24 protein-coding genes are annotated in these 23,372 nt (G+C 54.2%); 16 read left to right on the top strand and 8 right to left on the bottom strand.

Going from position 1 to position 23,372, the window contains the following annotated elements; genetic code table 11:
* Positions 1 to 3 precede the first annotated feature (3 nt).
* Positions 4 to 1,200 (bottom strand): glycine C-acetyltransferase, encoded by a 1,197-nt coding sequence (kbl, locus tag BN2591_RS14055; RefSeq protein ID WP_086872443.1) that lies wholly within the window; start codon positions 1,198 to 1,200, stop codon positions 4 to 6.
* Between the two features lie 216 nt (positions 1,201 to 1,416).
* On the opposite strand from kbl, the gene rfaD reads away from it, so the two are divergent.
* From rfaD to BN2591_RS14030, 5 genes are read left to right on the top strand one after another with little or no spacing between them, the layout of a single operon-like run.
* A complete protein-coding gene (gene rfaD, locus BN2591_RS14050) occupies positions 1,417 to 2,349 on the top strand; it encodes an ADP-glyceromanno-heptose 6-epimerase (RefSeq protein ID WP_017458185.1) in 933 nt (310 codons plus the stop codon).
* A 2-nt stretch (positions 2,350 to 2,351) separates the two neighbouring features.
* On the top strand, positions 2,352 to 3,398 hold the full coding sequence (gene rfaF / locus BN2591_RS14045; protein ID WP_086872441.1) for an ADP-heptose--LPS heptosyltransferase RfaF: 1,047 nt from the start codon (positions 2,352 to 2,354) through the stop codon (positions 3,396 to 3,398).
* 3 nt (positions 3,399 to 3,401) lie between these two features.
* A complete protein-coding gene (gene rfaC / locus BN2591_RS14040; RefSeq protein WP_086872439.1) occupies positions 3,402 to 4,385 on the top strand; it encodes a lipopolysaccharide heptosyltransferase RfaC in 984 nt (327 codons plus the stop codon).
* On the top strand, positions 4,378 to 5,481 hold the full coding sequence (gene rfaQ / locus BN2591_RS14035) for a putative lipopolysaccharide heptosyltransferase III (RefSeq protein ID WP_086872437.1): 1,104 nt from the start codon (positions 4,378 to 4,380) through the stop codon (positions 5,479 to 5,481). Before rfaC ends, rfaQ begins: the two co-directional genes overlap by 8 nt.
* The gene (locus tag BN2591_RS14030) at positions 5,478 to 6,587 is read left to right on the top strand and encodes a glycosyltransferase family 4 protein (RefSeq protein WP_086872435.1); all 1,110 of its coding nucleotides are present in this window, start codon (positions 5,478 to 5,480) and stop codon (positions 6,585 to 6,587) included. Before rfaQ ends, BN2591_RS14030 begins: the two co-directional genes overlap by 4 nt.
* Here BN2591_RS14030 and BN2591_RS14025 read toward each other — a convergent pair.
* The gene (locus BN2591_RS14025) at positions 6,566 to 7,669 is read right to left on the bottom strand and encodes a glycosyltransferase family 4 protein (protein ID WP_086872433.1); all 1,104 of its coding nucleotides are present in this window, start codon (positions 7,667 to 7,669) and stop codon (positions 6,566 to 6,568) included. The two genes, BN2591_RS14030 and BN2591_RS14025, sit on opposite strands and share 22 nt — an antisense overlap.
* Before the next feature lie 244 nt (positions 7,670 to 7,913).
* On the opposite strand from BN2591_RS14025, the gene BN2591_RS14020 reads away from it, so the two are divergent.
* From BN2591_RS14020 to coaD, 7 genes are all read left to right on the top strand, one after another.
* The gene (locus BN2591_RS14020) at positions 7,914 to 9,281 is read left to right on the top strand and encodes a hypothetical protein (protein ID WP_086872431.1); all 1,368 of its coding nucleotides are present in this window, start codon (positions 7,914 to 7,916) and stop codon (positions 9,279 to 9,281) included.
* A gap of 159 nt (positions 9,282 to 9,440) precedes the next feature.
* Positions 9,441 to 10,424: a glycosyltransferase gene (locus BN2591_RS14015; RefSeq protein ID WP_086872429.1), complete on the top strand. Its 984-nt coding sequence runs from the start codon at positions 9,441 to 9,443 to the stop codon at positions 10,422 to 10,424.
* The gene (locus BN2591_RS14010; RefSeq protein WP_244173012.1) at positions 10,360 to 11,403 is read left to right on the top strand and encodes a glycosyltransferase family protein; all 1,044 of its coding nucleotides are present in this window, start codon (positions 10,360 to 10,362) and stop codon (positions 11,401 to 11,403) included. The genes BN2591_RS14015 and BN2591_RS14010 overlap by 65 nt, the downstream gene beginning before the upstream one ends.
* Before the next feature lie 18 nt (positions 11,404 to 11,421).
* On the top strand, positions 11,422 to 13,056 hold the full coding sequence (locus tag BN2591_RS14005; RefSeq protein ID WP_086872425.1) for a sulfatase-like hydrolase/transferase: 1,635 nt from the start codon (positions 11,422 to 11,424) through the stop codon (positions 13,054 to 13,056).
* Between the two features lie 172 nt (positions 13,057 to 13,228).
* Positions 13,229 to 14,503, top strand: a complete 1,275-nt coding sequence (waaA, locus tag BN2591_RS14000; RefSeq protein WP_083126951.1) for a lipid IV(A) 3-deoxy-D-manno-octulosonic acid transferase — start codon at positions 13,229 to 13,231, stop codon at positions 14,501 to 14,503.
* A complete protein-coding gene (locus BN2591_RS13995) occupies positions 14,503 to 15,273 on the top strand; it encodes a glycosyltransferase family 2 protein (protein WP_086872423.1) in 771 nt (256 codons plus the stop codon). The genes waaA and BN2591_RS13995 overlap by 1 nt, the downstream gene beginning before the upstream one ends.
* A 3-nt stretch (positions 15,274 to 15,276) precedes the next feature.
* Positions 15,277 to 15,756, top strand: a complete 480-nt coding sequence (coaD, locus tag BN2591_RS13990; RefSeq protein ID WP_086872421.1) for a pantetheine-phosphate adenylyltransferase — start codon at positions 15,277 to 15,279, stop codon at positions 15,754 to 15,756.
* A gap of 12 nt (positions 15,757 to 15,768) precedes the next feature.
* Here the strand turns inward: coaD and mutM are convergent, their stop codons facing one another.
* From mutM to radC, 4 genes are all read right to left on the bottom strand, one after another.
* Positions 15,769 to 16,578, bottom strand: a complete 810-nt coding sequence (gene mutM / locus BN2591_RS13985) for a bifunctional DNA-formamidopyrimidine glycosylase/DNA-(apurinic or apyrimidinic site) lyase (RefSeq protein WP_086872419.1) — start codon at positions 16,576 to 16,578, stop codon at positions 15,769 to 15,771.
* A gap of 75 nt (positions 16,579 to 16,653) precedes the next feature.
* Positions 16,654 to 16,821, bottom strand: a complete 168-nt coding sequence (gene rpmG, locus BN2591_RS13980) for a 50S ribosomal protein L33 (RefSeq protein WP_003024094.1) — start codon at positions 16,819 to 16,821, stop codon at positions 16,654 to 16,656.
* 20 nt (positions 16,822 to 16,841) lie between these two features.
* Positions 16,842 to 17,078, bottom strand: coding sequence for a 50S ribosomal protein L28 (rpmB, locus tag BN2591_RS13975; protein ID WP_002436699.1), 237 nt, complete (start codon positions 17,076 to 17,078; stop codon positions 16,842 to 16,844).
* Between the two features lie 216 nt (positions 17,079 to 17,294).
* On the bottom strand, positions 17,295 to 17,963 hold the full coding sequence (gene radC, locus BN2591_RS13970; protein WP_086872417.1) for a RadC family protein: 669 nt from the start codon (positions 17,961 to 17,963) through the stop codon (positions 17,295 to 17,297).
* Between the two features lie 170 nt (positions 17,964 to 18,133).
* On the opposite strand from radC, the gene coaBC reads away from it, so the two are divergent.
* The 4 genes from coaBC to BN2591_RS13950 all read left to right on the top strand — a co-directional run bounded on the left by coaBC (position 18,134) and on the right by BN2591_RS13950 (position 21,701).
* Positions 18,134 to 19,348 (top strand): bifunctional phosphopantothenoylcysteine decarboxylase/phosphopantothenate--cysteine ligase CoaBC, encoded by a 1,215-nt coding sequence (coaBC, locus tag BN2591_RS13965; RefSeq protein ID WP_162494954.1) that lies wholly within the window; start codon positions 18,134 to 18,136, stop codon positions 19,346 to 19,348.
* Positions 19,326 to 19,784 (top strand): dUTP diphosphatase, encoded by a 459-nt coding sequence (dut, locus tag BN2591_RS13960; RefSeq protein WP_017458169.1) that lies wholly within the window; start codon positions 19,326 to 19,328, stop codon positions 19,782 to 19,784. Before coaBC ends, dut begins: the two co-directional genes overlap by 23 nt.
* Before the next feature lie 124 nt (positions 19,785 to 19,908).
* On the top strand, positions 19,909 to 20,505 hold the full coding sequence (gene slmA, locus BN2591_RS13955) for a nucleoid occlusion factor SlmA (protein WP_017458168.1): 597 nt from the start codon (positions 19,909 to 19,911) through the stop codon (positions 20,503 to 20,505).
* 179 nt (positions 20,506 to 20,684) lie between these two features.
* Positions 20,685 to 21,701: an SMP-30/gluconolactonase/LRE family protein gene (locus BN2591_RS13950; RefSeq protein WP_086872415.1), complete on the top strand. Its 1,017-nt coding sequence runs from the start codon at positions 20,685 to 20,687 to the stop codon at positions 21,699 to 21,701.
* Positions 21,702 to 21,734: 33 nt separating this feature from the next.
* Here the strand turns inward: BN2591_RS13950 and pyrE are convergent, their stop codons facing one another.
* Positions 21,735 to 22,376 carry an orotate phosphoribosyltransferase gene (gene pyrE / locus BN2591_RS13945; RefSeq protein ID WP_086872413.1) on the bottom strand — a complete coding sequence of 214 codons (642 nt, stop codon included), beginning with the start codon at positions 22,374 to 22,376 and terminating at the stop codon, positions 21,735 to 21,737.
* Between the two features lie 183 nt (positions 22,377 to 22,559).
* Positions 22,560 to 23,276: a ribonuclease PH gene (gene rph / locus BN2591_RS13940; RefSeq protein WP_086872411.1), complete on the bottom strand. Its 717-nt coding sequence runs from the start codon at positions 23,274 to 23,276 to the stop codon at positions 22,560 to 22,562.
* Positions 23,277 to 23,372: the final 96 nt, after the last annotated feature.

The raw sequence follows: 23,372 nt of genomic DNA, 5'->3' as shown, positions 1-23,372 counted from the left end.
CCCTCAGGCAATCACACTCAGTTGTTTACCAATGCGGGTAAAGGCAGCTACCGCACGTTCAATTTGTTCAGGCGTATGCGCCGCAGACATCTGCGTACGGATGCGCGCCTGACCTTTCGGCACCACCGGGAAGAAGAAACCGGTGACGTAAATCCCCTCTTTTTGCAGCTCGCGTGCGAAGTTCTGCGCCACTACCGCATCGCCCAGCATCACCGGGATAATCGCGTGATCGGCACCTGCCAGCGTAAAGCCTGCGGCAGACATTTTTTCGCGGAACAGACGGGCATTTGCCCACAGGCGATCGCGCAGTTCAGCACCGGATTCCAGCATTTCCAGCACCTTAATGGATGCCGCCACAATGGCGGGTGCGAGTGAGTTGGAGAAGAGATACGGGCGGGAACGCTGACGCAGCCACTCCACTACCTCTTTACGCGCAGCGGTGTAACCGCCGGACGCGCCGCCAAGCGCTTTGCCCAGCGTGCCGGTGATGATGTCTACGCGCCCCATCACGTCGCAATATTCATGTGTGCCGCGACCATTCGCGCCAACAAAACCGACGGCGTGAGAGTCATCGACCATTACCAACGCGTCATATTTATCCGCCAGATCGCACACGCCTTGCAGGTTAGCGATCACGCCATCCATGGAAAACACGCCGTCAGTCGCAATCAGCACATGACGCGCCCCCGCTTCACGCGCCTCTTTCAGGCGGGCTTCCAGCTCCTGCATATCGTTGTTGGCATAGCGGTAGCGCTTCGCTTTACACAAACGTACACCGTCGATGATGGAAGCATGGTTCAGCGCGTCGGAAATGATGGCGTCTTCCGCGCCGAGCAGCGTTTCAAACAGGCCGCCATTCGCGTCGAAGCAGGAGGAATAAAGAATGGAATCTTCCATGCCGAGGAAGTCGGCCAGCTTCTTCTCCAGCACTTTGTGGCTGTCCTGCGTGCCGCAGATAAAGCGCACCGACGCCATGCCGAAGCCGTGGCTGTCCATGCCGGTTTTCGCCGCAGCAATCAAATCAGGGTGGTTAGCAAGGCCAAGATAGTTATTGGCGCAGAAGTTAATGACATGGCCCGCGTTCGCCACGGTGATATCAGCCTGCTGGGCCGACGTGATAATGCGTTCTTCTTTAAACAACCCTTCCGCCCGCGCGGTTTCCAGGTCGTTCGTTAACTGTTTATAAAAATCCCCACGCATCGCAATTCTCCAGACTGGGCAAATTTCGGCACATATTACCGAAAGGTATACGGTGATACGAGATGACACAGCATCCATTCTTCATTTTGTAGCATAAATCACGCATAGCCATATCGTTCACTGGGTGAATGGCTGAAGGGTCGTCAATGTGATGATATGATAAGAGACATTAGTGTCTGAGATCGTCTCAACGCTCCACTTTTCAAAGGTACAGTTATGATCATCGTGACCGGCGGCGCGGGTTTTATCGGTAGTAACATCGTTAAGGCCCTGAATGATAAAGGCATCACCGACATTCTGGTGGTGGACAACCTGAAAGACGGCACCAAATTCGTCAATCTGGTTGACCTGCACATTGCCGACTACATGGATAAAGAAGATTTCCTGATCCAGATTATGTCTGGCGAAGAGTTCGGTGATATTGAAGCGGTATTCCACGAAGGCGCATGCTCTTCCACCACCGAGTGGGATGGCAAGTATATGATGGATAACAACTATCAGTACTCCAAAGAGCTGCTGCATTACTGCCTGGAGCGTGAAATCCCGTTCCTGTACGCCTCGTCCGCCGCCACTTACGGCGGGCGTACGTCGGACTTTATTGAATCCCGCGAATATGAAAAGCCGCTCAACGTCTACGGCTACTCAAAAATGCTGTTCGACGAGTATGTGCGCGGCATCCTGCCGGAAGCGAACTCGCCGATCGTCGGTTTCCGCTACTTCAATGTGTATGGCCCGCGCGAAGGGCATAAAGGCAGCATGGCGAGCGTGGCCTTCCACCTCAATACCCAGTTGAACAACGGTGAAAGCCCGAAACTGTTCGAAGGCAGCGAAAACTTCAAACGCGATTTCGTCTACGTGGGCGATGTCGCGGCGGTCAACCTGTGGTTCTGGGAAAACGGTGTTTCCGGTATCTACAACCTGGGTACCGGTCGCGCGGAATCTTTCCAGGCCGTTGCCGATGCGACGCTGGCCTTCCACAAAAAAGGCAGCATTGAATACATTCCGTTCCCGGACAAACTGAAAGGCCGCTACCAGGCGTTTACCCAGGCGGATCTGACTAACCTGCGCGCGGCAGGTTACGACAAACCGTTTAAAACCGTCGCCGAAGGCGTAACCGAGTATATGGCCTGGCTGAACCGCGACGCGTAAGTATGAAAATTTTGGTCATTGGCCCGTCCTGGGTCGGCGACATGATGATGTCGCAGAGTCTTTATCGCACGCTTAAAGCGCGCTTTCCCCAGGCGATAATCGATGTGATGGCACCCGCGTGGTGCCGTCCACTTTTATCACGCATGCCGGAAGTCAACGAAGCGATCCCGATGCCGCTTGGTCACGGTGCGCTGGAAATTGGCGCACGCCGTAAGTTGGGCCACAGCCTGCGCGAGCGCCGTTATGACCGCGCCTACGTGCTGCCCAACTCGTTTAAATCCGCGTTAGTGCCCTTTTTCGCCAATGTGCCACACCGTACCGGCTGGCGCGGTGAAATGCGTTACGGCCTGCTCAATGACATTCGCACGCTGGATAAACAAGCCTGGCCGCTGATGGTAGAGCGCTATGTCGCGCTGGCATATGACAACGGTGTGATGCGCTCGGCGCAGGATCTGCCGCAACCGCTGCTGTGGCCGCAGTTGCAAGTTAACGACAGCGAAAAATTACAAGTTTGCGCGACGTTTGATATTTCAGCAGAACGCCCGCTGATTGGTTTTTGCCCCGGCGCAGAGTTTGGCCCCGCGAAACGCTGGCCGCACTACCATTACGCAGAGCTGGCAAAGCAACTGATTGATGAAGGCTACCAGGTGCTGCTGTTTGGTTCGGCGAAAGATCACGAAGCGGGCAACGAGATCCTGGCTTCGCTCAGCACCGAGCAGCAAGCCTGGTGCCGCAATCTGGCCGGTGAAACGCAGCTGGAACAAGCCGTTGTGCTGATTGCCGCCTGTAAAGCGGTCGTTACCAATGATTCCGGTTTGATGCATGTCGCCGCCGCGCTTAATCGTCCGCTGGTGGCGCTTTACGGTCCAAGCAGCCCGGATTTCACCCCGCCGCTGTCGCACAAAGCGCGTGTGATCCGCCTGATTTCCGGCTACCACAAAGTGCGCAAAGGCGACGCCGCTGAAGGGTATCACCAGAGTCTGATCGATATTACCCCGCAGCGCGTGCTGGAAGAGTTGAACGCGCTGTTGCTGGACGCGGAAGGATAACCGATGCGGGTATTGATCGTTAAAACCTCGTCGATGGGCGATGTGCTGCATACGCTGCCCGCGCTCACCGATGCCGCACAGGCGATTCCCGGCATCCGCTTTGACTGGGTTGTAGAAGAGGGTTTCGCCCAGATCCCCGCCTGGCATGCCGCCGTTGAGCGCGTTATCCCGGTGGCGATCCGCCGCTGGCGCAAAGCCTGGTTTTCCGCGCCGATTGCTGCTGAGCGTAAAGCCTTTCGCGAAGCGGTGCAGGCCGGACAGTACGACGCGATTATTGATGCGCAAGGGCTGGTGAAAAGCGCCGCGCTGGTCACCCGGCTGGCGCATGGCGTGAAGCACGGTATGGACTGGAGTACCGCGCGCGAACCGCTGGCGAGCCTGTTTTATAATCGCCGTCACCACATTGCTAAACAGCAACACGCTGTTGAGCGCACCCGCGAGTTGTTCGCCAAAAGCCTCGGTTATACCAAACCACAAACGCAGGGCGATTACGCCATTGCCCGCCACTTTGCCGTCGCGGACGCGTCGCATTCGCCCTATGCCGTGTTCTTACACGCCACCACCCGCGATGATAAGCACTGGCCGGAAGCGCACTGGCGCGAGTTACTTAATTTGCTGGCAGATAGCGGTTTACGCATCAAGCTTCCGTGGGGCGCGCCGCATGAAGAAGCCCGCGCGAAACGGCTGGCGCAAGGGCTGGATTTTGTCGACGTTTTGCCGCGGATGAGCCTTGAGAATGTGGCACGAGAACTGGCAGGCGCGCGGTTTGTCGTCTCGGTCGATACCGGTTTAAGCCATCTTACCGCTGCGCTGGACAGGCCGAACATCACGCTTTATGGCCCAACGGATCCCGGTCTTATCGGCGGCTACGGAAAAAACCAAACCATTTGCCGCCCGGAAAACTCTTCGCAACTGAGCAGCCTTTCTGCCGCTGCGGTTTATCGCCAATTACAGCCTTTGCTGGCAGCTGAGCGTGTCCATGTCTGATTTCTTCTCACCCGAACGCCCGCCGAAACGGGTGCTGATTATCAAGTTGCGTCACCACGGTGATGTCTTGCTGACCTCGCCCATGTTTACCGTACTGAAGAAAAACTGGCCCGGCGTCGAAGTGGATGCACTGGTATATGACGATACTCAGGCGATGTTGACCAACCATCCTTATATCGATCAAGTACATACCATCGGGCGCAAATGGCGCAAACAGGGCTGGTTAAAGCAGTTAAGCCTCTATCGCGGCCTGCGCAACCGGCTAAAAGCGCGCAATTATGATGTGCTGATAAACCTCACCGAACACTGGCACGGGGCGCGACTGGCGCGCAAGCTGAAACCTCGCGTCTCGGTGGGTTTCAAGCCGGATAAACGCGGCGGCCTCGCCCGCTGGCGTTGGGTGAAATCCTTCACCACACTCTATCCGGCAATCCAGGATAACAGCCGCCATATGGTGGAAGTGAACCTGGATGCCCTGCGCCGCATTGGTATCCACCCGGCCAGCGCAGAGGACAAACGCACGTTGTTTACGCCAGGCGAGGAAGCGGAAAACACCATTTTGCAAAAACTGGCGGGCTTTGGCCTCGCCAGCAAATCCTACATTCTGGTGCACCCGACATCGCGCTGGATGTTCAAAGCCTGGCAAATCGACAAGCTGGCAGCGACTATCGACACGCTGGCAGCCCGTGGCTTACCGATCATTCTCTCTGCCGCGCCGTCGAAAGAGGAGAGCGATTATATGGATAAGCTGCGCGCCGCACTGACACAACCGGTGTTTGATCTAAGCGGGCAGTTGAATCTGAAAGAGCTTGGCGCGTTGATGAAACATGCGCGGCTCTACTTCGGCGTCGATTCGATGCCAATGCATCTGGCCAGCGCCGTAGGAACGCCCACCGTCGCTATTTTTGGCCCGACGGGCGCTATCAAATGGGCACCGTGGGGCGTCTCTTATCGGGTGATCACTGCCGGTTTCACCTGCCAGCCTTGCGGCAAAGCAGGCTGCGGCGACAGCCAGGTTTCTGATTGCATTACCGCCATTACGCCTGCGCAAGTGCTCGGCGCGATTGATACCTTATTGCTGGAAAACCCCGCATGAAGCTGGCTATCGTCAGACAAACCTATAACCCGAACGGCGGCGCAGAGCGTTTCGTTTCCCGCGCCTTAAATGTGCTGGCGCAGGACACATCACTGGATGTCACGCTGATTGCCCGCGAATGGGAAAACGCCGCTGGCTGGCACACCCTGACGGTCAATCCACCGTTTCGTAACCGCAAAATGCGCGAAGCGGGTTTTGCTGACGCGGCGGCGGCGCACTTTGCCGATTTCGATATTGTGCAAAGCCATGAGCGCATTCCCGGTGCGACCATTTTCCGTGCCGGAGACGGCGTACATGCCACCTGGCTTGAGCAATACAGCCGCATTCTGTCACCGCTAAAACGCTGGTCGCAGAATTTCAGCCCCTATCACCACTACATTTTGCAGGCGGAGCGCCAGATGTTCGCTCACCCTGCGCTGCGCACGGTTATCTGTAATTCGCGGATGGTGCGCGATGATATCGCCCGCCGTTTTCAATTGCGCGACGACCAATTGACGGTGATTTATAACGGCGTCGATACCGCCCATTTCCACCCCAGCGTGCGTGAATTGTCCCTGCGAACGGCGCTGGCAATTCCTGCCGATGCGCCGATGCTGGCGTATGTCGGTTCCGGTTTTACCCGCAAAGGCGTCGCGACGGCGCTGCGTGCGATTGTCGCGCATCCGTCCGTCTGGCTGCTGGTAGCGGGTCGCGATAAACACGCCCGTAAGTTTGAAAAGCTGGCACGCCAGTTGGGCGTGGCGAAGCGTGTGCGTTTTCTTGGCCCGGTGGCGGATATTCGCCAGGTCTACGGTTCGGCGGATGCGCTGATCCTGCCAACGCTCTACGATCCGTTCCCGAACGTCTGCGTTGAAGCGTTGGCTTGCGGGCTGCCGCTGTTTACCAGCCCAGGCTGCGGCGCTGCCGAATGGGTGGTCGAAGGGGAAAACGGCTGGGTGCGCGATGCGCTGGACAGCGAGGGTTACAGTGCGTCTGTCGGTGAGTGGCTGGCCGGCCGTGCGCGCGGCGTGGATTATGCGGCGGCGGCGCGCGCCACCGCAGAACCCTGGACGCTGGATCGAATGGCCCAGGAGTTGCAGGCGCTTTACCGCGACCTGGTGTGCTGAGCGGCGTCGTCGAACACCTTTTCCATCGCCGCCAGCATACATTCACGCGTTAAATGCGCGCACAGGTAATCATAACCCTGTTGCGCCAGCGTATCGCGTAGCGCGGCGTCGCCAGCCAGGCGAACAATCGCGCCGCGCAGAGCTTCCACGTCACGCTGCGCCACCAGCAAGCCGGTTTGTTCATTGATAATGGCATCCGCCGTGCCCCCCGCATCTGTGGCGATAGTCGCGATGCGGCAAGCCAGCGATTGCAGTACGCCTTGCGGTACACCTTCCATATCGTGCGACGGACTTAACGCAATATCGAACGCCGGAAACCACTGCGAAGGATTGCTTTGATGGCCCGCCATCACCACGCGATCCTGCAAACCAAGCTGCACGATTTCCTGTTCCAGCGTCGCCCGATGCGGCCCTTCACCGACAATCGCCAGTTTGATCGCCGGGTCGTTAATTTGCGCCAGCGCTTTGAGCAGCACGCTATGCCCTTTGTTCGGGCGCAAATGGGACACCACACCCAGCCACAGGGCATCCTGCGCTAACCCGCACAGTTCACGCGCAGCCGTTTTATCAGCAGGATGAAAACGCCGGGTATCAACACCGCTTGGCACCGAGGTGGTTTGTTCCAGCGGTACGCCGATGTCGACCATCTGATAGCGCAGCGCTTCTCCGGTACTGACGATATGCGCGCAGGCACGGCGGAACAGCCAGCGCGTGGTCCAGTTATTGCGCGGCGTACCGGAAGCGTGGCGGGTACGTACCAACGGCACCGGGCGTGACAGCGTGAGGTTCGCCAGCGCCACCAGCCAGGTATCGGCGGAATTATGGCTATTAATCACATCAATACTATCGCGGTTCGCGCGCAACCAGCGGCGCAGCGCAAGCAGGTTGGCGATATTCTTGCGTTTCAGCGGCATGGTCACCACCGTTAGCCCGGCATCGCTCGCCATCTGGTGCAGCGGCGCAGTTTCTGGACACAGGATAGTCACCTGATGGCCGCGCTCCAGCATGCCTAACGACTCATTGATAATCCGCAGCGGCTGCCCGCCTTTCCCGCCATCTGCTTCGGTGTGAACAATATGCATAGATTTCCTGTAACCTGGCTTACAGACGCCAAAATTGGGGGCATTATATACGTCGGGAGCACCGAAGTGCACGGCGAGCGATTTCCAGAAGAAAACCCTGATTACAAAGAAGCCACTTCTTAACATAATTTTTCTGTGGTAGTTTTCCTCCGCTTCATCACACTACCCAAGCGATCCAGGGGAGTGCATTCTGGAGCGTTAATTTGCCGATAAGGCCACGAACTTATTAATCAGCCTGAGAATTATGACTAAAACTCGCACTTTTTTGGCAGGGATCCTGGTCCTGTTTACCCTCGCTTTGTGTTTTGTCTGGCCAATGCCTAACGGTCAATTACCTTTCCACAGAAATGGGTTCATCTATCCGGTTATCGCGCTTTCACTCGGCCTGTTTTTCACCTCTCCCCAGGCTCGCACTCAGTTGCACGGTAAACAGTTGCGCTTTGTCCTTTATACGCTTGGTGCGTTAACACTGTTCCTGCTGATCAACGGCTTGTTTGTTGCGCCAGATTTGAAAGAGATGATCGGCACCTGGGACGGGCAATGGGTACGTCCCGCACTACTTTTCTGTGCGGGTATCGTGCTGCTGCCAGCCGTACAATCGGCGTTTCCCAATTTTTCTGCTGCCCGGCTATTTACGTTGATTGTGCTCTCTTTCTGGGGCGTCATTCTCATTCACTTGCTGGATACGGTTTGGCTTTACTGGCGTGATGGTGTGATCCATTGGGGTGAGACGCGTATTGTGTTTAACCGCACGCGCATGAGTTTCCAGATCAATATGATCACCGGTTTTATTCTGGCAGAGTTGTTGGCGCGCGGTTTAATGCACCAGCGTTTTCTGCGCCTGAGCACACCGGTGCTGGGGTTGCTACTGCTGTCGAACCTCGTCTGTACCGCATTAGTGGATACACGCTGGGGGACTATCGGCCTGGTTGGCGGCCTGTTTTCCGCCTTCATTCTTATCACGCTGCATAATATGCAGCGCAGCCGGGTAGTGCTGACCTGTGGCATTTTAGTGGCAATTGTCGCGGCCTCTATGGCGCTGGGCTACGCCTCGTGGAAAACAGACCCTCGCTGGCAGAGTCTGGAAAGCGATGCGATTACCGGCTGGAATGCCCCTTTTGACAGTTTCTGCTATATCAAGAGCGCAGCAGCACCCATAAATGACATGGATATGCCGATGAACCACTCTAATGGCTGCCGTGCCAGCTTTTTCCATCAGGGATGGAAATTGGTCTTCAAGTATCCAGCAGGAATGGGCCCCCATAAAGAAGCTTTCAACTATATTTTGAATCGCGATTTACATACCAATCGTATTACCATCCCACACAGCCATTACGGCTTGATTGAATTCGGCTTGCAAAATGGGTTTGCGGGTATCGCGGGTTGGTTAATTCTGTTGGCGGGATGTTGGTATATCGGCTGGCGACACTTTCGCCATGGCAATACAATGATCGGCATGTTTTTGCTGCTGTTTACCATTGGCTTCTTCTCACGCACGTTGGTTGATCATAACTTGCTGGATCACTATCTTGAGCAATACATGTTTCTTACTGGCCTATTGATTGGCATGTGTGCTTTACACCAGTTGCGCGCTGATCCCCCCAAAATTTAACAGTCTCCCCGTGCGCCAGTAGCTTTCTTTATCGCTTCGTAGATAATGAGCACCGCTGGCGCAACCACCACGGAACAAATCTGCCGCTTCGATGGTCTTTAAAAGGCCACAAACTATCAGGGTAAATCCTTCGCACAGCCCGCTTTTAACGGAGAAAGCATGTCCGATACACCGCAACTGAGCCTCGTTATTGCTGTTTATAATGGCGAAAAATTCCTCAGCGCATTCTTTGACAGTATCAAGAATCAACAACTTGAAAGCCTTGAGATGATTGTTGTTAACGATGGTTCGACTGATGGTTCTGCCGAAGTGATCGCGCGTTACGCCAGTGAATTTGCTCACTTTCAGGTGATCAACCAGGCTAACCAGGGCGTTTCAGCGGCGCGAAATACTGGCCTTGCTGTCGCGCGCGGTGAGTATCTGGCTTTCCCCGATATCGACGATGTGATCTATCCCGGCATGTATCCGCGCCTGCTGGAGATAGCGACGCAAGGTAATCTGGATGTCGCGACCTGTAATGGTACTTACATCTATGATGATGGCCGTCCGGCAAAGAAAATTTTTCCGTCCGATAAACTCTCTTCAACAGGCGTACTGGAAGGGCCGGTTTGGTTGCAAATGGCGCTCTCGTCGCGCAAGTTTCTGCACGTCACCTGGTTGAATATTTACCGTCATGCATTTATCAAAGAGCATGGTTTTACGTTCGAGCACGGTTTACGCCATCAGGATATTCCGTGGACAACTGAAGTATTGCTCACCGCGAAGCGTGTTCAATATGTGGATGAAACGTTTTACGACTATTTGATCCATTCTGCATCGGTATCACATATTCCTGGTACCAATGACACTCGAATGCGTTCAGCGCGTCATTATATGAAAATCCTGGAAATGCTCGACGCGATTAACCGTCGATATCCGGAACAAGTCAAACGTGTTCCGGCTTGCCAGTGGCAAATCGCCAAAGAAGGGTTGGGCATTTTACATGAGATTAATAACATTGATGATCTGGCAAAAAAACGCGAGATCACGCAGGAGCTTTTTGACCGAGGGATTTGGTCAATGATTTGGCAAAACGCACGTGGGTTTCGCCAGCGCTGGCGGCTTGGGCGTCGCTACTTTCGGCTTAAAAAACTTATTAAATAACTTAACCATGACCAGATTTAGGTTACATATCGTCTCACACGACGACTTTATCGCGACGAATTTTGCCGATTTTCAGACCCTGATGGATGAAAGTGTCAATCCGGATGATATTCCCCATCGTTTTTATTGCGGGGGACGGGGTGTATGGACATTTCAAACCATGCTCAGCCTGAATTATTACTATCCTGGCGAAATAGAATTTTCCTGGGGTACAGAGTGCCGTGCTGATGCCATTAATTTGCTGCATAACGATCATTTCGGTTATCGGATAAAACCGTGGAATGGTCTTACTGTAGTCGCCCGAACCGATCGCCCACCCGTACTTGGCGCAGATTATGTGGTTGAACAAAATCCGGCGGTCTTATCGACTCCAGGACGAATATTCATCCCACATTGGCCTCAACCGGGTTTGCAACCACGCGAGCGTGACGATAACACCGTACGTACCGTCGCCTACTTCGGCAGTAAAGACAGCCTTCCGGATGCATACCAGAGTGAAGAATTTAAACAGCGCTTAGCGGATCAAGGTATTACGCTGCGCATCTCGTTCGATAACTGGACAGATTATCGCGATGTGGACGTATGTCTGAGTTTTCGCAAAAACCACGATCACCGGCTGGCGCGTAAACCGGCCAGTAAATTGATTAACAGCTGGCTGGGCAAAACCGTCATGATCTGCGATGACGAACCTTCTTTCCGGGCTATACGCGAAAACGATTTGGATTATCTGATCGCCAAAACGCCCGATGAAACCTTTGATGCCATTATGGCGCTTAAAAATTCTCCTGACTTGTATGCGCGTATGCGCACACAAGGTGAGAAACGGCGACTTGCGCATTCCCATGAAGCTGTTGCAGCTAAGTGGAATGCCTTGTTTGAAAGTATCTGGAAAAAAGGGCTACACAACCGCACTACCACCGGGCGCGCTTTGCGCTTCGTATTGAGTAAGGCGATTCGTCCGCTTACCAGGAAGTTTTAATAAAAGTCAGGTAGTTAAATGTTAAGTAAGACTTTATCGACCCATGGAAAAGTGGGGCGCGATAGCCTAAGGACTCTGCTCCTGACGTTATCTTTTGTAGTGCTTTTTTCTTTTTCTGAATTCATTGTTATCGCGAAGGATCATGTCTATCGTCCCAAGAGTGATGATATTGCGCTTTATCTCATCATTGCTCTGCTGGCAGCTATCAGCGCGCGTTTTATCATTACGCGTTTATTGCTGTCCGTAACCTTTATCGTTCAGGCTACAGAGGCCATTTATTATCAATTTTATGGTCAGTTCTATGGGCCAAGCGAAGTTTGGCTGGCTTTCGTTGAAACGAAAGATATTGCCAGAGGCATGATTGACAGCCTGAGCTCACTGGGAATTTTCTTTTCTATCCTGGCGATTGCGCTTGTATTCATTCTCGGCTTTACCCGCCGCCTTGCGCCACAGTGGCGAAATTCACTGGCGGTACCGTGCCTGTTAGCCATTACGGTGATGTTTGTCGGCCAGTTTTATAAAGCCAAAGATGGGCAGATGTACAAATTCAACCCGGATCTGCGCCACTCCTTGCTACGTAATGGTTTGTCTGCAATCAGTTTCAGTGCCATGCGTCTGATTCCTGAAGCCATGTCTGGCGAGAATCAGAATATAGCGAGTTACGAGCCTTATCAGGTGACACCAAGAAGTGATTTCCAGTTTGGCAAATATTCAATCATTCTGGCAATTGGTGAAAGCCTGAACCCGCACCGTATCAGTGCTCTCGGCTATGAGCGCGATACGACGCCGGAGCTGAAGGCATTGATGGAGCAATATCATGGCAGTAGCAAATTGATCGTCTCCAATGCCGTTTCTACCCGCGTCGCAATCCCGATGTTGGTGAATAATTTGCGCGAGCCAGACAACTATTTTGCCTACAAGTCAAAAGTGACGAATATTTTCGCTAATGCGAACAAGCAGGGGTTTGAGACTGCGTTTATTTCGGCGCAAGGGCTTGAAGGGTTAAGCAACTGGATCGGTATTCACGATATCGATCTCTGGGAAGACACGCAGATTCGCCCGGCACCAGACATCGGAGCGGATCAAGTGTTAACCCCATCGGTTGAAGACGCGGGAATGAATTGGGATAAGCCGTTCTTGATGGTTTTAAACAGCCGTGCACCGCATATTCCTTACGATAGCAATATCCCACAAGGGTTTGCTAAATTCTCTACGCCAGCGCTTAGCGATTCCGTGGCACAGAAAAAAAATGAATATGACGACGCAGTGCGCTTTTATGACAAAGAGTTAGCATCCGCCATCCGTACTGTTATGGCGAAATCAAAGCTACCAGTGCTGGTCTTTATTACTTCCGACCACGGCGAGCGGGTTGGAGAAGGCGGTTTATTTGGACATTCGGTCGTTGAAATGCCGATCGCAGAAGTGCCGTTTATCTATTTCAGTAACGATCCCACAATGTCGTTAAGCGCTATTTCGCCCCAAGCGCCACGCAATCATTACCAACTGGCAACCCTGATAAACAAAATGATCGGCTTTGATGTGCGCAACCCCAATCAAAAAGATGACAGCTACTACATCACCGGCGGCGATATCCGCGGCCTTTCCGAAAAAGTGACTTATCATCTGGATTCACTTTCGGACGTTAAACCATAATTACCGCCCGGGACGGGCAGAAATGCCCGTCTTTTCTTAATTTTCTACCAGAATCATTTCCCTACTGGACGTTACACCCTCAAAAGAAGTGGCTGGCGCGCCAAAGGTATAGCTTTAGCCGCCCTAAATGCTTAGAATTTGCCCGCCGAATCTTAAAAAAACGGATAGTCGCTTGGAATTGTTGTATACCACCCTGCTTTACTTAATTCAGCCTCTGGTGTGGTTGCGATTATTACTTCGCAGCCGCAAAGCCCCTGCTTACCGCAAACGCTGGGCTGAACGCTATGGTTTTTGTCGTAACAAAGTGAAGCCGGACGGTATTCTGCTCCATTCCGTCTCCGTGGGAGAAACGCTGGCGGCGATCCCACTGGTGCGCGCGCTGCGCCACCGTTATCCTTCGCTGCCCATCACCGTGACCACCATGACGCCAACTGGCTCAGAACGAGTGATGTCCGCGTTCGGCAAAGACGTACATCATGTTTATCTCCCGTATGATCTGCCCTGCGCCATGAACCGTTTCCTCAACAATGTTCGCCCGAAGCTGGTGATCGTGATGGAAACCGAACTGTGGCCGAACATGATTTCCGCGCTGAAAGCGCGCCAAATCCCACTGGTTATCGCTAACGCACGGCTGTCAGAACGCTCGGCAAAAGGTTACGGCAAGCTGGGCAAATTCATGCGCCGTCTGCTGAGCAAAATCACGCTAATCGCCGCGCAAAACCAGGAAGATGCCGACCGTTTTCTGCAATTAGGCTTAAAACGCAGCCAGTTGACCGTCACCGGCAGCCTGAAATTTGATATCTCCGTGACGCCGGAACTCGCCGCCCGTGCGATAACACTGCGTCGCCAGTGGGCGCCACGCCGCCAGGTGTGGATTGCCACCAGCACGCACGACGGTGAAGAAGCGATTATTTTACAGGCGCACCGCAAGCTGCTGGAAACCTTCCCTGATTTACTGTTGATCCTGGTGCCTCGCCATCCGGAACGCTTCCCGGATGCGCGCAATCTGACGCAGAAAGCCGGGTTCAGCTACACCTTACGCAGCTCGGGCGAAATCCCGTCCAGCAGCACGCAGGTGGTGATTGGCGATACCATGGGCGAGCTGATGCTACTTTACGGCATTGCCGATCTGGCGTTTGTCGGCGGCAGCCTGGTTGAGCGCGGAGGCCACAACCCGCTGGAGCCTGCTGCGCACGCGATTCCCGTACTGATGGGGCCGCATACATTTAATTTCAAAGATATCTGCGCACGCCTGCAGGAGGCGGAAGGGTTGATCACCGTCACCGATGCGGATTCACTGGTGAAAGAGGTGTCGACCCTGCTGACGGATGAAGATTACCGTTTATGGTACGGCCGCCACGCGGTGGAAGTGCTGCACCAGAACCAGGGGGCGCTCGCGCGTCTGCTGCAACTTCTGCAACCGTATTTACCTCAGCGGAGCCATTAATGTCCAAACGTTTGTCGGTGGTGATGATCGCCAAAAACGCGGCGGATCTGCTGCCCGACTGCCTGGCGTCCGTTGCCTGGGCAGATGAAATTGTGCTGCTGGATTCCGGTAGCAGCGACGACACGGTTGGCATTGCCAGCCGCGCGGGTGCCAAAGTTTTCACTCATACCGACTGGCCAGGCTATGGCGTACAGCGTCAGCTGGCACAGCGTTACGCCAGCGGCGATTACATCCTGATGCTTGATACCGACGAGCGCGTCACCCCGGAACTCGCAGAGCAAATTCGCACCACGCTCGCCGTACCGCAGCCGGGCGCCGTTTACAGCATTGCCCGACGTAACTATTTCCTTGGTCGCTTTATGCGTCACAGCGGCTGGTATCCGGATCGCGTTACCCGCCTGTACGAGCGTGAGCGCTATCAGTACAACGGCAATCTGGTGCATGAATCGCTGGATGCGCCGCAAGCGCCGGTCATTGCGCTCAGTGGTGATTTGCTGCATCTGACCTGCCGGGATTTCGCCAGCTTTCAGCGCAAACAGTTCAATTACGCCACGGCGTGGGCGCAGGAACGCCATCAGCGCGGTAAAAAAACGTCGCTACCGGGAATTTTCGCGCATACTTTGGGCGCATTCGCCAAAACATTGTTACTGCGCGGCGGCGTGCTGGATGGTAAACAGGGCTGGCTGCTGGCGGTGGTTAACGCGCAGTATACTTTCAATAAATACACCGAGCTGTGGGCGCTGAACCACGGTTATTCAGAGAAAGAATAAGCGATGAGTACAAAAGCGATTTATCCCGGCACCTTTGACCCCATCACCAACGGGCATATTGATATTGTGGCCCGCGCCGCCACGATGTTTGATGAGGTGGTGTTAGCGATTGCCGCCAGCCCGAGCAAAAAACCGCTGTTTGACCTGCCAGAGCGCGTGGCGCTGGCGCAAGCGGCGACGGCGCATCTGCCGAATGTTTCCGTGGTGGGGTTTAGTGATTTGATGGCCAATTTTGCCCGCGCCCAGCAGGCAAATATCCTTATTCGCGGCTTGCGGGCGGTAGCGGATTTCGAATATGAGATGCAGCTGGCGCATATGAACCGTCACCTGATGCCGGAGCTGGAAAGCGTCTTTCTTATGCCATCGAAAGAGTGGTCGTTTATCTCTTCTACGCTGGTCAAAGAAGTGGCGCGTCATCAGGGCGATGTTACCCACTTCCTGCCGCCTGACGTTCACCAGGCGCTGTTAGAGAAGCTTAAATAAGCTTTCTGGTTCTTATTTCTGGCAGCGTCGGCAGTAAAACGTTGAACGCTGTGCATGCTTTGCGGCAACAATCGGCGTGCCGCAGACGCGACAAGGTTCCCCTTCCCGACCATATACCTGCAACTCCTGAGCGAAATAGCCCGGTTTACCGTCGCTTTGCAAAAAGTCTTTTAGCGTGGTTCCGCCCTGTTCGATAGAGCGCAGCAGCACCGCTTTGATCACCCGCACCAGAATTTCGCACTCCTGCGCCGAGAGTGACGAAGCCAGCCGATCGGGATGGATCCCGGCGGCAAACAGCGATTCGCTGGCGTAGATATTCCCCACGCCGACCACCAGTTTGTTGTCCATTAGCCAGGGTTTAATGGCGGTTTTCTTCTTCGCGCATTTCTGCCGGAAATAATCGGCATTGAAAGCGTCGCTGAGCGGTTCCGGGCCGAGATGCGCCAGTACATTGTGGCCTTCCAGCTCTTTCGTCCACAGCCACGCGCCAAAACGACGCGGATCGGTGTAGCGCAGCACTTTGCCATTGCTCATCACCAAATCGACGTGGTCATGTTTTTCCGCAGGCAACTCATGGGGAAGAATGCGCAGGCTACCGGACATGCCAAGGTGAATAATGATCCAGCCGTCGGGCAATTCGAGCAGCAAATATTTGGCGCGGCGCTGAACGCTCAGTACCGGTTTGTCGCTCAGGCTGTGGATCTCTTCGGAAACCGGCCAGCGCAATCGCCCGTTGCGCACCACCGCATGAAGAATGGTTTCGCCAACAAGGTGTGGTTCAATACCTCTGCGGCTGGTTTCGACTTCGGGTAATTCAGGCATCTCGTCTCCGGTTTATGGGTGGTCAGAAATGCAAAAACCCCGACAGAGCGGGGTTTTTGTGCAAGAAAACTAAAATTATTTGATTTTAGCTTCTTTGTACAGCACGTGCTGACGGACAACTGGATCGAATTTTTTCAGTTCCAGTTTTTCCGGCTTAGTACGTTTGTTCTTCGTGGTGGTGTAGAAGTGACCAGTACCAGCGGAAGAAACCAGCTTGATTTTCTCACGAATACCTTTAGCCATGATTTATATCCTTTAAGTACTTAGTACTTTTCGCCACGGGCACGCAGTTCAGACAGAACTGTATCGATGCCTTTCTTATCGATTACACGCATACCTTTAGCAGATACACGCAGGGTGACAAAACGCTTTTCGCTCTCAACCCAGAAACGGTGAGAGTGCAGGTTCGGCAGGAAACGGCGTTTAGTCGCGTTCAGTGCGTGGGAACGGTTGTTACCGGTCACCGGACGCTTGCCAGTAACTTGGCAGACTCGGGACATGTCTATTCTCCAAAAATCAAATTAGCTCGAGCTTCGTATGGGGTATCGGCGCCTCGTCAGGCTTTACAGCCCGGTCATCGCAGTTCTATGTGAACTCTCGATTGCCAGGCCCAAATGCCAAACCCGAGATTCTCAAAGGTGGCGTAGTATACGCTGAGTCGGCGGTGTGCTCAAGTCCCGAACAGACAAAGATCCCGATGGATCGCGCAAAGTGGTCTAAATCCAGCCACGTTCGGCAAAAGAAACGTACTCACCACGGCCAATAACCAGATGATCGAGCACCCGGATGTCCATGAACTGGCAGCATTTTATGACCCGCTCGGTGATCTGCCTGTCCGCTTTACTCGGCTCAGCGTTACCAGAGGGGTGATTATGCGCGAGGATCACGGCGGCCGCATTGACTTTTAACGCTTCACGCAAAATTTCTCGCGGATGCACCTCAACCTGGTTAATCGTGCCGGTAAAAAGCCGACAATGTTTGAGTATCCGGTTCTGGTTATCCATCAGGATCACCATAAAGATCTCGCGCTCTTCGCCCGCCAGCTGACTTTGTAAAAACTCGCGCGTCATTTCCGGGCTCAGCAGTGAGTTCTCTTCCAGCAGGCGCGCATTATAATAGCGCCGCGCCAGTTCACCGATACCACGTAGTTGAGCGTATTTGGCAAGGCCAATGCCATGCACCTCCTTAAAATCATCAAGATCGGCGGAGAGCAGCGTATATAACGAACCAAACTGCTTGAGCATTTCACGCGCCACGGTGAGTACGCTTTTTCCCTGTGTTCCGGTGCGCAAAAAAAGCGCCAGAAGTTCCACATCGGTCAGTGATTCAATACCAAACTTCAACATCTTTTCACGCGGTTTCTGGGGCGTAAAAACAATATCCATATTCATTTCTCCTTCAGGCTCGCCAATGCTGCCATAGCTGCCGTTTCCCTTCGACCAGGGAGTCATATCTCTGCGTAGTGCCTCGCAAAGTGGTTTGTGGGCAACAGCACGACAACTTAAGGATTGTGATAAAATGCCCAGCTTCTGGTGAAATCCAACAGGAAAGAATCATGATCAGTCTGGCGGGTAAAAAGATTGTCCTCGGCGTGAGTGGCGGTATTGCGGCCTATAAAGCGCCCGAGCTGGTGCGCCGTCTGCGCGATCGCGGCGCGGAAGTCCGTGTCGCAATGACCGAGGCGGCCAAAGCCTTTATTACGCCGATGAGTCTGCAGGCCGTTTCCGGTTATCCGGTTTCCGATAGTCTGCTGGATCCCGCCGCCGAAGCGGCAATGGGCCATATTGAGCTGGGCAAATGGGCTGATTTAGTGATTCTCGCCCCCGCCACTGCAGATTTAATCGCCCGTGTCGCCGCCGGTATGGCAAACGACCTGGTCTCAACTATTTGCCTCGCCACACCGTCGCCTGTGGCTGTTGTCCCCGCAATGAATCAGCAGATGTACCGCGCCGCCGCCACCCAGCATAATTTGCAGGTGCTGGCCTCGCGCGGGCTGTTGCTGTGGGGCCCGGACAGTGGCAGCCAGGCTTGTGGCGATGTGGGTCCTGGAAGAATGCTCGATCCGCTGACCATTGTGGATATGGCCGCCGCGCATTTCTCGCCGGTCAAAGATCTGCAACATCTGAACATCATGATTACCGCCGGTCCGACGCGTGAACCGTTAGATCCAGTGCGTTACATCACCAATCTCAGTTCCGGTAAGATGGGCTTCGCCATTGCCGCCGCCGCTGCAAGCCGTGGTGCGAATGTCACGCTGGTTTCCGGTCCTGTTTCGCTGGCTACGCCGCCGCTGGTGCAACGTGTGGATGTGACCACTGCGCTGGAGATGGAGGCCGCGGTCCAGAGCCGTGCTCAGCAGCAGCATATTTTTATCGGCTGCGCCGCCGTTGCGGATTATCGCGCCGCCAGCGTTGCTGAAGAAAAAATCAAAAAGCAAGGCGATGAAATCACGATAAAAATGGTGAAAAATCCGGATATCGTCGCTGGCGTTGCCGCACTTTCTGCTCATCGCCCTTATGTTGTTGGGTTTGCTGCCGAAACAAATAATGTGGAAGAATATGCCCGGCAAAAACGCGCCCGCAAAAACCTTGATCTGATTTGCGCCAACGATGTTTCGCAATCGAATCAGGGGTTTAATAGCGACAACAACGCGTTACACCTTTTCTGGCAGGATGGCGACAAACGCTTGCCGCTGGAGCGTAAAGAACTTCTGGGACACCTATTACTGGACGAGATCGTTACCCGTTATGATGAAAAAAATCGACGTTAAGATTCTGGACCCGCGTGTTGGCAAGGAATTCCCGCTGCCGACATATGCCACCTCCGGTTCCGCCGGACTTGACCTGCGCGCCTGTCTCGACGACGCCGTAGAGTTGGCGCCGGGTGCGACCACGTTGCTGCCGACTGGCCTGGCAATCCATATTGCCGATCCCTCACTGGCTGCGGTCATTCTGCCGCGTTCCGGTCTGGGCCATAAACATGGCGTCGTGCTGGGCAACCTGGTGGGGCTGATTGACTCGGATTACCAGGGCCAACTAATGGTGTCCGTCTGGAACCGCGGCCAGGACAGCTTTACTATCGTGCCGGGTGAACGCATCGCGCAAATGGTCTTTGTGCCGGTCGTTCAGGCGGAATTTAACCTTGTAGAATCTTTCGACGCGACCGAGCGCGGCGAAGGCGGCTTCGGCCATTCCGGGCGCCAATAAGCAGCCCTATTTAACGCATCACACGGCGAAATAACGCGATAACATCACCGCAAACGCACTCCGTTTGCGGTCGCCCTGTGGTTGCTCGCCTGACAAGTGCTTATTTTCAGGGGTATTTTGGAACATGGCAGAAAAACAAACTGCGAAAAGGAATCGTCGCGAGGAAATACTTCAATCTCTGGCGCTAATGCTGGAATCCAGCGATGGAAGCCAGCGTATTACGACGGCAAAACTGGCGGCGTCCGTTGGCGTTTCTGAAGCGGCGCTGTACCGCCATTTCCCCAGTAAAACGCGCATGTTCGACAGCCTGATTGAATTTATCGAAGATAGCCTGATTACCCGTATCAATCTGATTTTAAAGGACGAAAAAGACACCACTGCGCGTCTGCGTCTGATTGTGCTGCTGATTCTGGGCTTTGGTGAACGTAATCCGGGTTTGACACGCATTATGACCGGCCACGCGCTGATGTTCGAACAAGACCGCCTGCAAGGGCGCATTAGCCAGCTGTTCGAACGCATTGAAGCGCAGCTGCGCCAGGTATTGCGCGAACGCAAGATGCGTGAAGGCGAAGCCTACGCGACGGATGAAACGTTACTCGCAAGCCAGCTGCTGGCGTTTTGCGAAGGGATGCTATCGCGCTTTGTGCGCAGTGAGTTTAAATACAGTCCGACCGAAGATTTCGACGCTCGCTGGCCGCTGTTGGCCGCACAATTACAGTAATACCTCATGCAGCCCTTGTGGCTGCATTCTCATTTCTCCGCAATCTGTGAAAAAGCCCAACACAATTCGTTAAGATGCCAGATGTCGTGGCGTCGCGGATTCCCTAACCTCCCTCTGGCAGTATCTTTCCACTTAAGCGAAACATCCTCATAAATACCCTACAAATAAGGAGACGCTTGATGGCAACATCACGTCGGGAACTGCTTAAACTCAGCGGTATTGCCACCGCATCACTGCTTTTAAGCCAAAAGAGTATTGCCGCCTGGGCACCCTCGGCCCGCTACCCCGATCCCAGCATCGTCGCGCTGGATGATAGCTTTCGCGACTATATGGTTTCCAGCGCCAAAGTAGAGCAGATCGCGACCGGCTGCCGCTGGACAGAAGGGCCAGTCTGGTTTGGCGATACCCGCATGCTGTTGTGGAGCGATATTCCCAACAACGCGGTCATGCGCTGGGATGAAGCCACCGGCGCAACCAGCGTTTTTCGCCAGCCTTCCAATAACGCCAACGGGCACGCCCGCGACAGACAAGGGCGTTTAATCAGCTGTGAGCATGATACCCGCTGCATTACGCGCACAGAGTATGACGGCACGATCACCGTGCTGGCAGAGAGCTATGACGGCAAGCCGCTGAATTCACCGAACGATATAGCGGTGAAATCCGACGGCTCCATCTGGTTTACCGATCCGCCATTTGGCATTGCTGGTTTTTATGAAGGGCACAAAGCCACGCCGCAGTTGCCGCAAAACGTTTACCGCCTGGATCCTGAAACCCACAAGCTGGAAGTGGTGCTGGGCGATGTTAAAGGTCCAAACGGCATTTGCTTCTCGCCGGATGAAAAAACGCTGTTTGTGGTAGAAAGCCGCGCGACGCCTAATCGTTTAATTCTGGCGTGGGATATCGAAGGTGATCAGCTAAAAAACCGGCGAGTACATATCGACTGCGGTAACGGCACGGCAGACGGCATTGCCATCGATATGCATGGCAATCTGTGGTGTGGCTGGGGAATGGGTACTGAGGAGCTGGACGGCGTACGCGTGTTCAATCCGCAAGGTAAAGCGATTGGGATGATCCACCTGCCGGAGCGCTGCGCTAACTTGTGTTTTGGCGGCGAACAGCGCAATCGCCTGTTTATGGCCGCCAGCACCTCGGTCTATTCACTTTATGTAAACACTCAGGGCGCGAAGCTGGTATAAAACTGCCCCGGCAGTCGCCTGCCGGGAACACATTTAAACGCCGTACTGTTCGCGGTAGGCACGCACAGCAGCCAGGTGATCGGCCATCTCCGGTTTCTCTTCCAGATACGCAATCAACTCTTTGAGCGTGATAATCGAAATTACGTTGCAGCCATAATCGCGTTCCACTTCCTGAATTGCCGAAATATCACCACGACCGCGTTCCTGCCTGTCCAGTGAAATCAGCACGCCAGCAAGCGTTGCGCCATTGGCCTGGATAATCTCCATCGATTCCCGAATCGCCGTTCCGGCGGTGATCACGTCATCCACCAACATCACGCGGCCTTGCAAGGCGCTGCCCACCAGATTGCCACCTTCGCCATGGTCTTTGGCTTCTTTACGGTTGAAACAGTAAGGCACATCGCGCTCGTGATGTTCCGCCAGCGCTACGGCCGTGGTGGTGGCGATAGGAATGCCTTTGTAAGCCGGGCCAAACAGCAGATCAAAATCGATACCGGAATCCACCAGCGCTTCGGCATAAAAACGCCCTAACAGAGCCAGATCGCGCCCGGTATTAAACAGCCCGGCGTTGAAGAAATAGGGGCTTTTGCGCCCGGATTTCAGCGTGAACTCGCCGAACTTCAGTACCTGCTTGTTAAGCGCAAATTCAATAAACTGACGCTGATACGCTTTCATGGATCCGCTCCTCATCTCACTTTTCATTATTTACAGATTACGCAAAATACCTCGCGCGACCTCGCGCAAACCACGTAAATCATACCTGGTAAATAACGCAGGCATGACTCGCAACAGCCGACAAAGAAGCCGCATAAAGTATAAAGCGCAAAAAAAAGGGCGACTCATCAGTCGCCCTTAAAATTAATTCTCTAGCGCCGCCTTCTGCGTCGCGATAATCGATTCGATCCCCCCTCTGGCCAGCGCCAGCAGGGTGAGTAACTCTTCGTGGGAGAATGGCTCGCCTTCCGCCGTACCCTGAACTTCAATCATGCGGCCGTCTTCCGTCATCACTACGTTCATGTCAGTTTCAGCTGCGGAGTCTTCCACATATTCAAGATCACAAACGGCTTCGCCATTAACAATACCCACGGAGACCGCGGCAACCATGCCTTTCAGCGGATTGGTTTTCAGCTTCCCGGCGGCGACCAGTTTGTTCAGCGCGTCCGCCAGCGCCACACACGCGCCAGTAATCGATGCGGTACGCGTACCGCCATCGGCCTGAATGACATCGCAGTCAAGCGTAATGGTGAATTCACCCAGCGCATTCAAATCCACTGCTGCACGCAACGCGCGGGCAATAAGCCGCTGGATTTCCATGGTACGCCCGCCCTGCTTGCCTTTCGCGGCTTCACGCGCGTTACGGGTATGAGTGGAGCGCGGCAACATGCCATATTCGGCGGTGATCCAGCCCTGGCCCTGACCTTTCAGAAAGCGCGGAACGCCTTCTTCGATGGACGCAGTGCACAGCACTTTGGTATCACCAAATTCAACCAGCACGGAGCCTTCTGCGTGTTTTGTGTAATTACGGGTCAGGGTGACGGGGCGCACCTGGTTGGCGCTACGGCCTGCTGGACGCATGATAATTTCTCCGGCTTATCGAATGTGGCTGCGCATTATACTGGCTTACCAAGGTTATTCCTATCCTGATAAGGCCACGAAAGCTATAATCCCCGC

Origin of the sequence: Kosakonia pseudosacchari (assembly GCF_900184035.1) — a bacterium.
GTDB lineage: Bacteria > Pseudomonadota > Gammaproteobacteria > Enterobacterales > Enterobacteriaceae > Kosakonia > Kosakonia pseudosacchari.
This window is presented reverse-complemented; position numbering and strand designations above follow the sequence as displayed.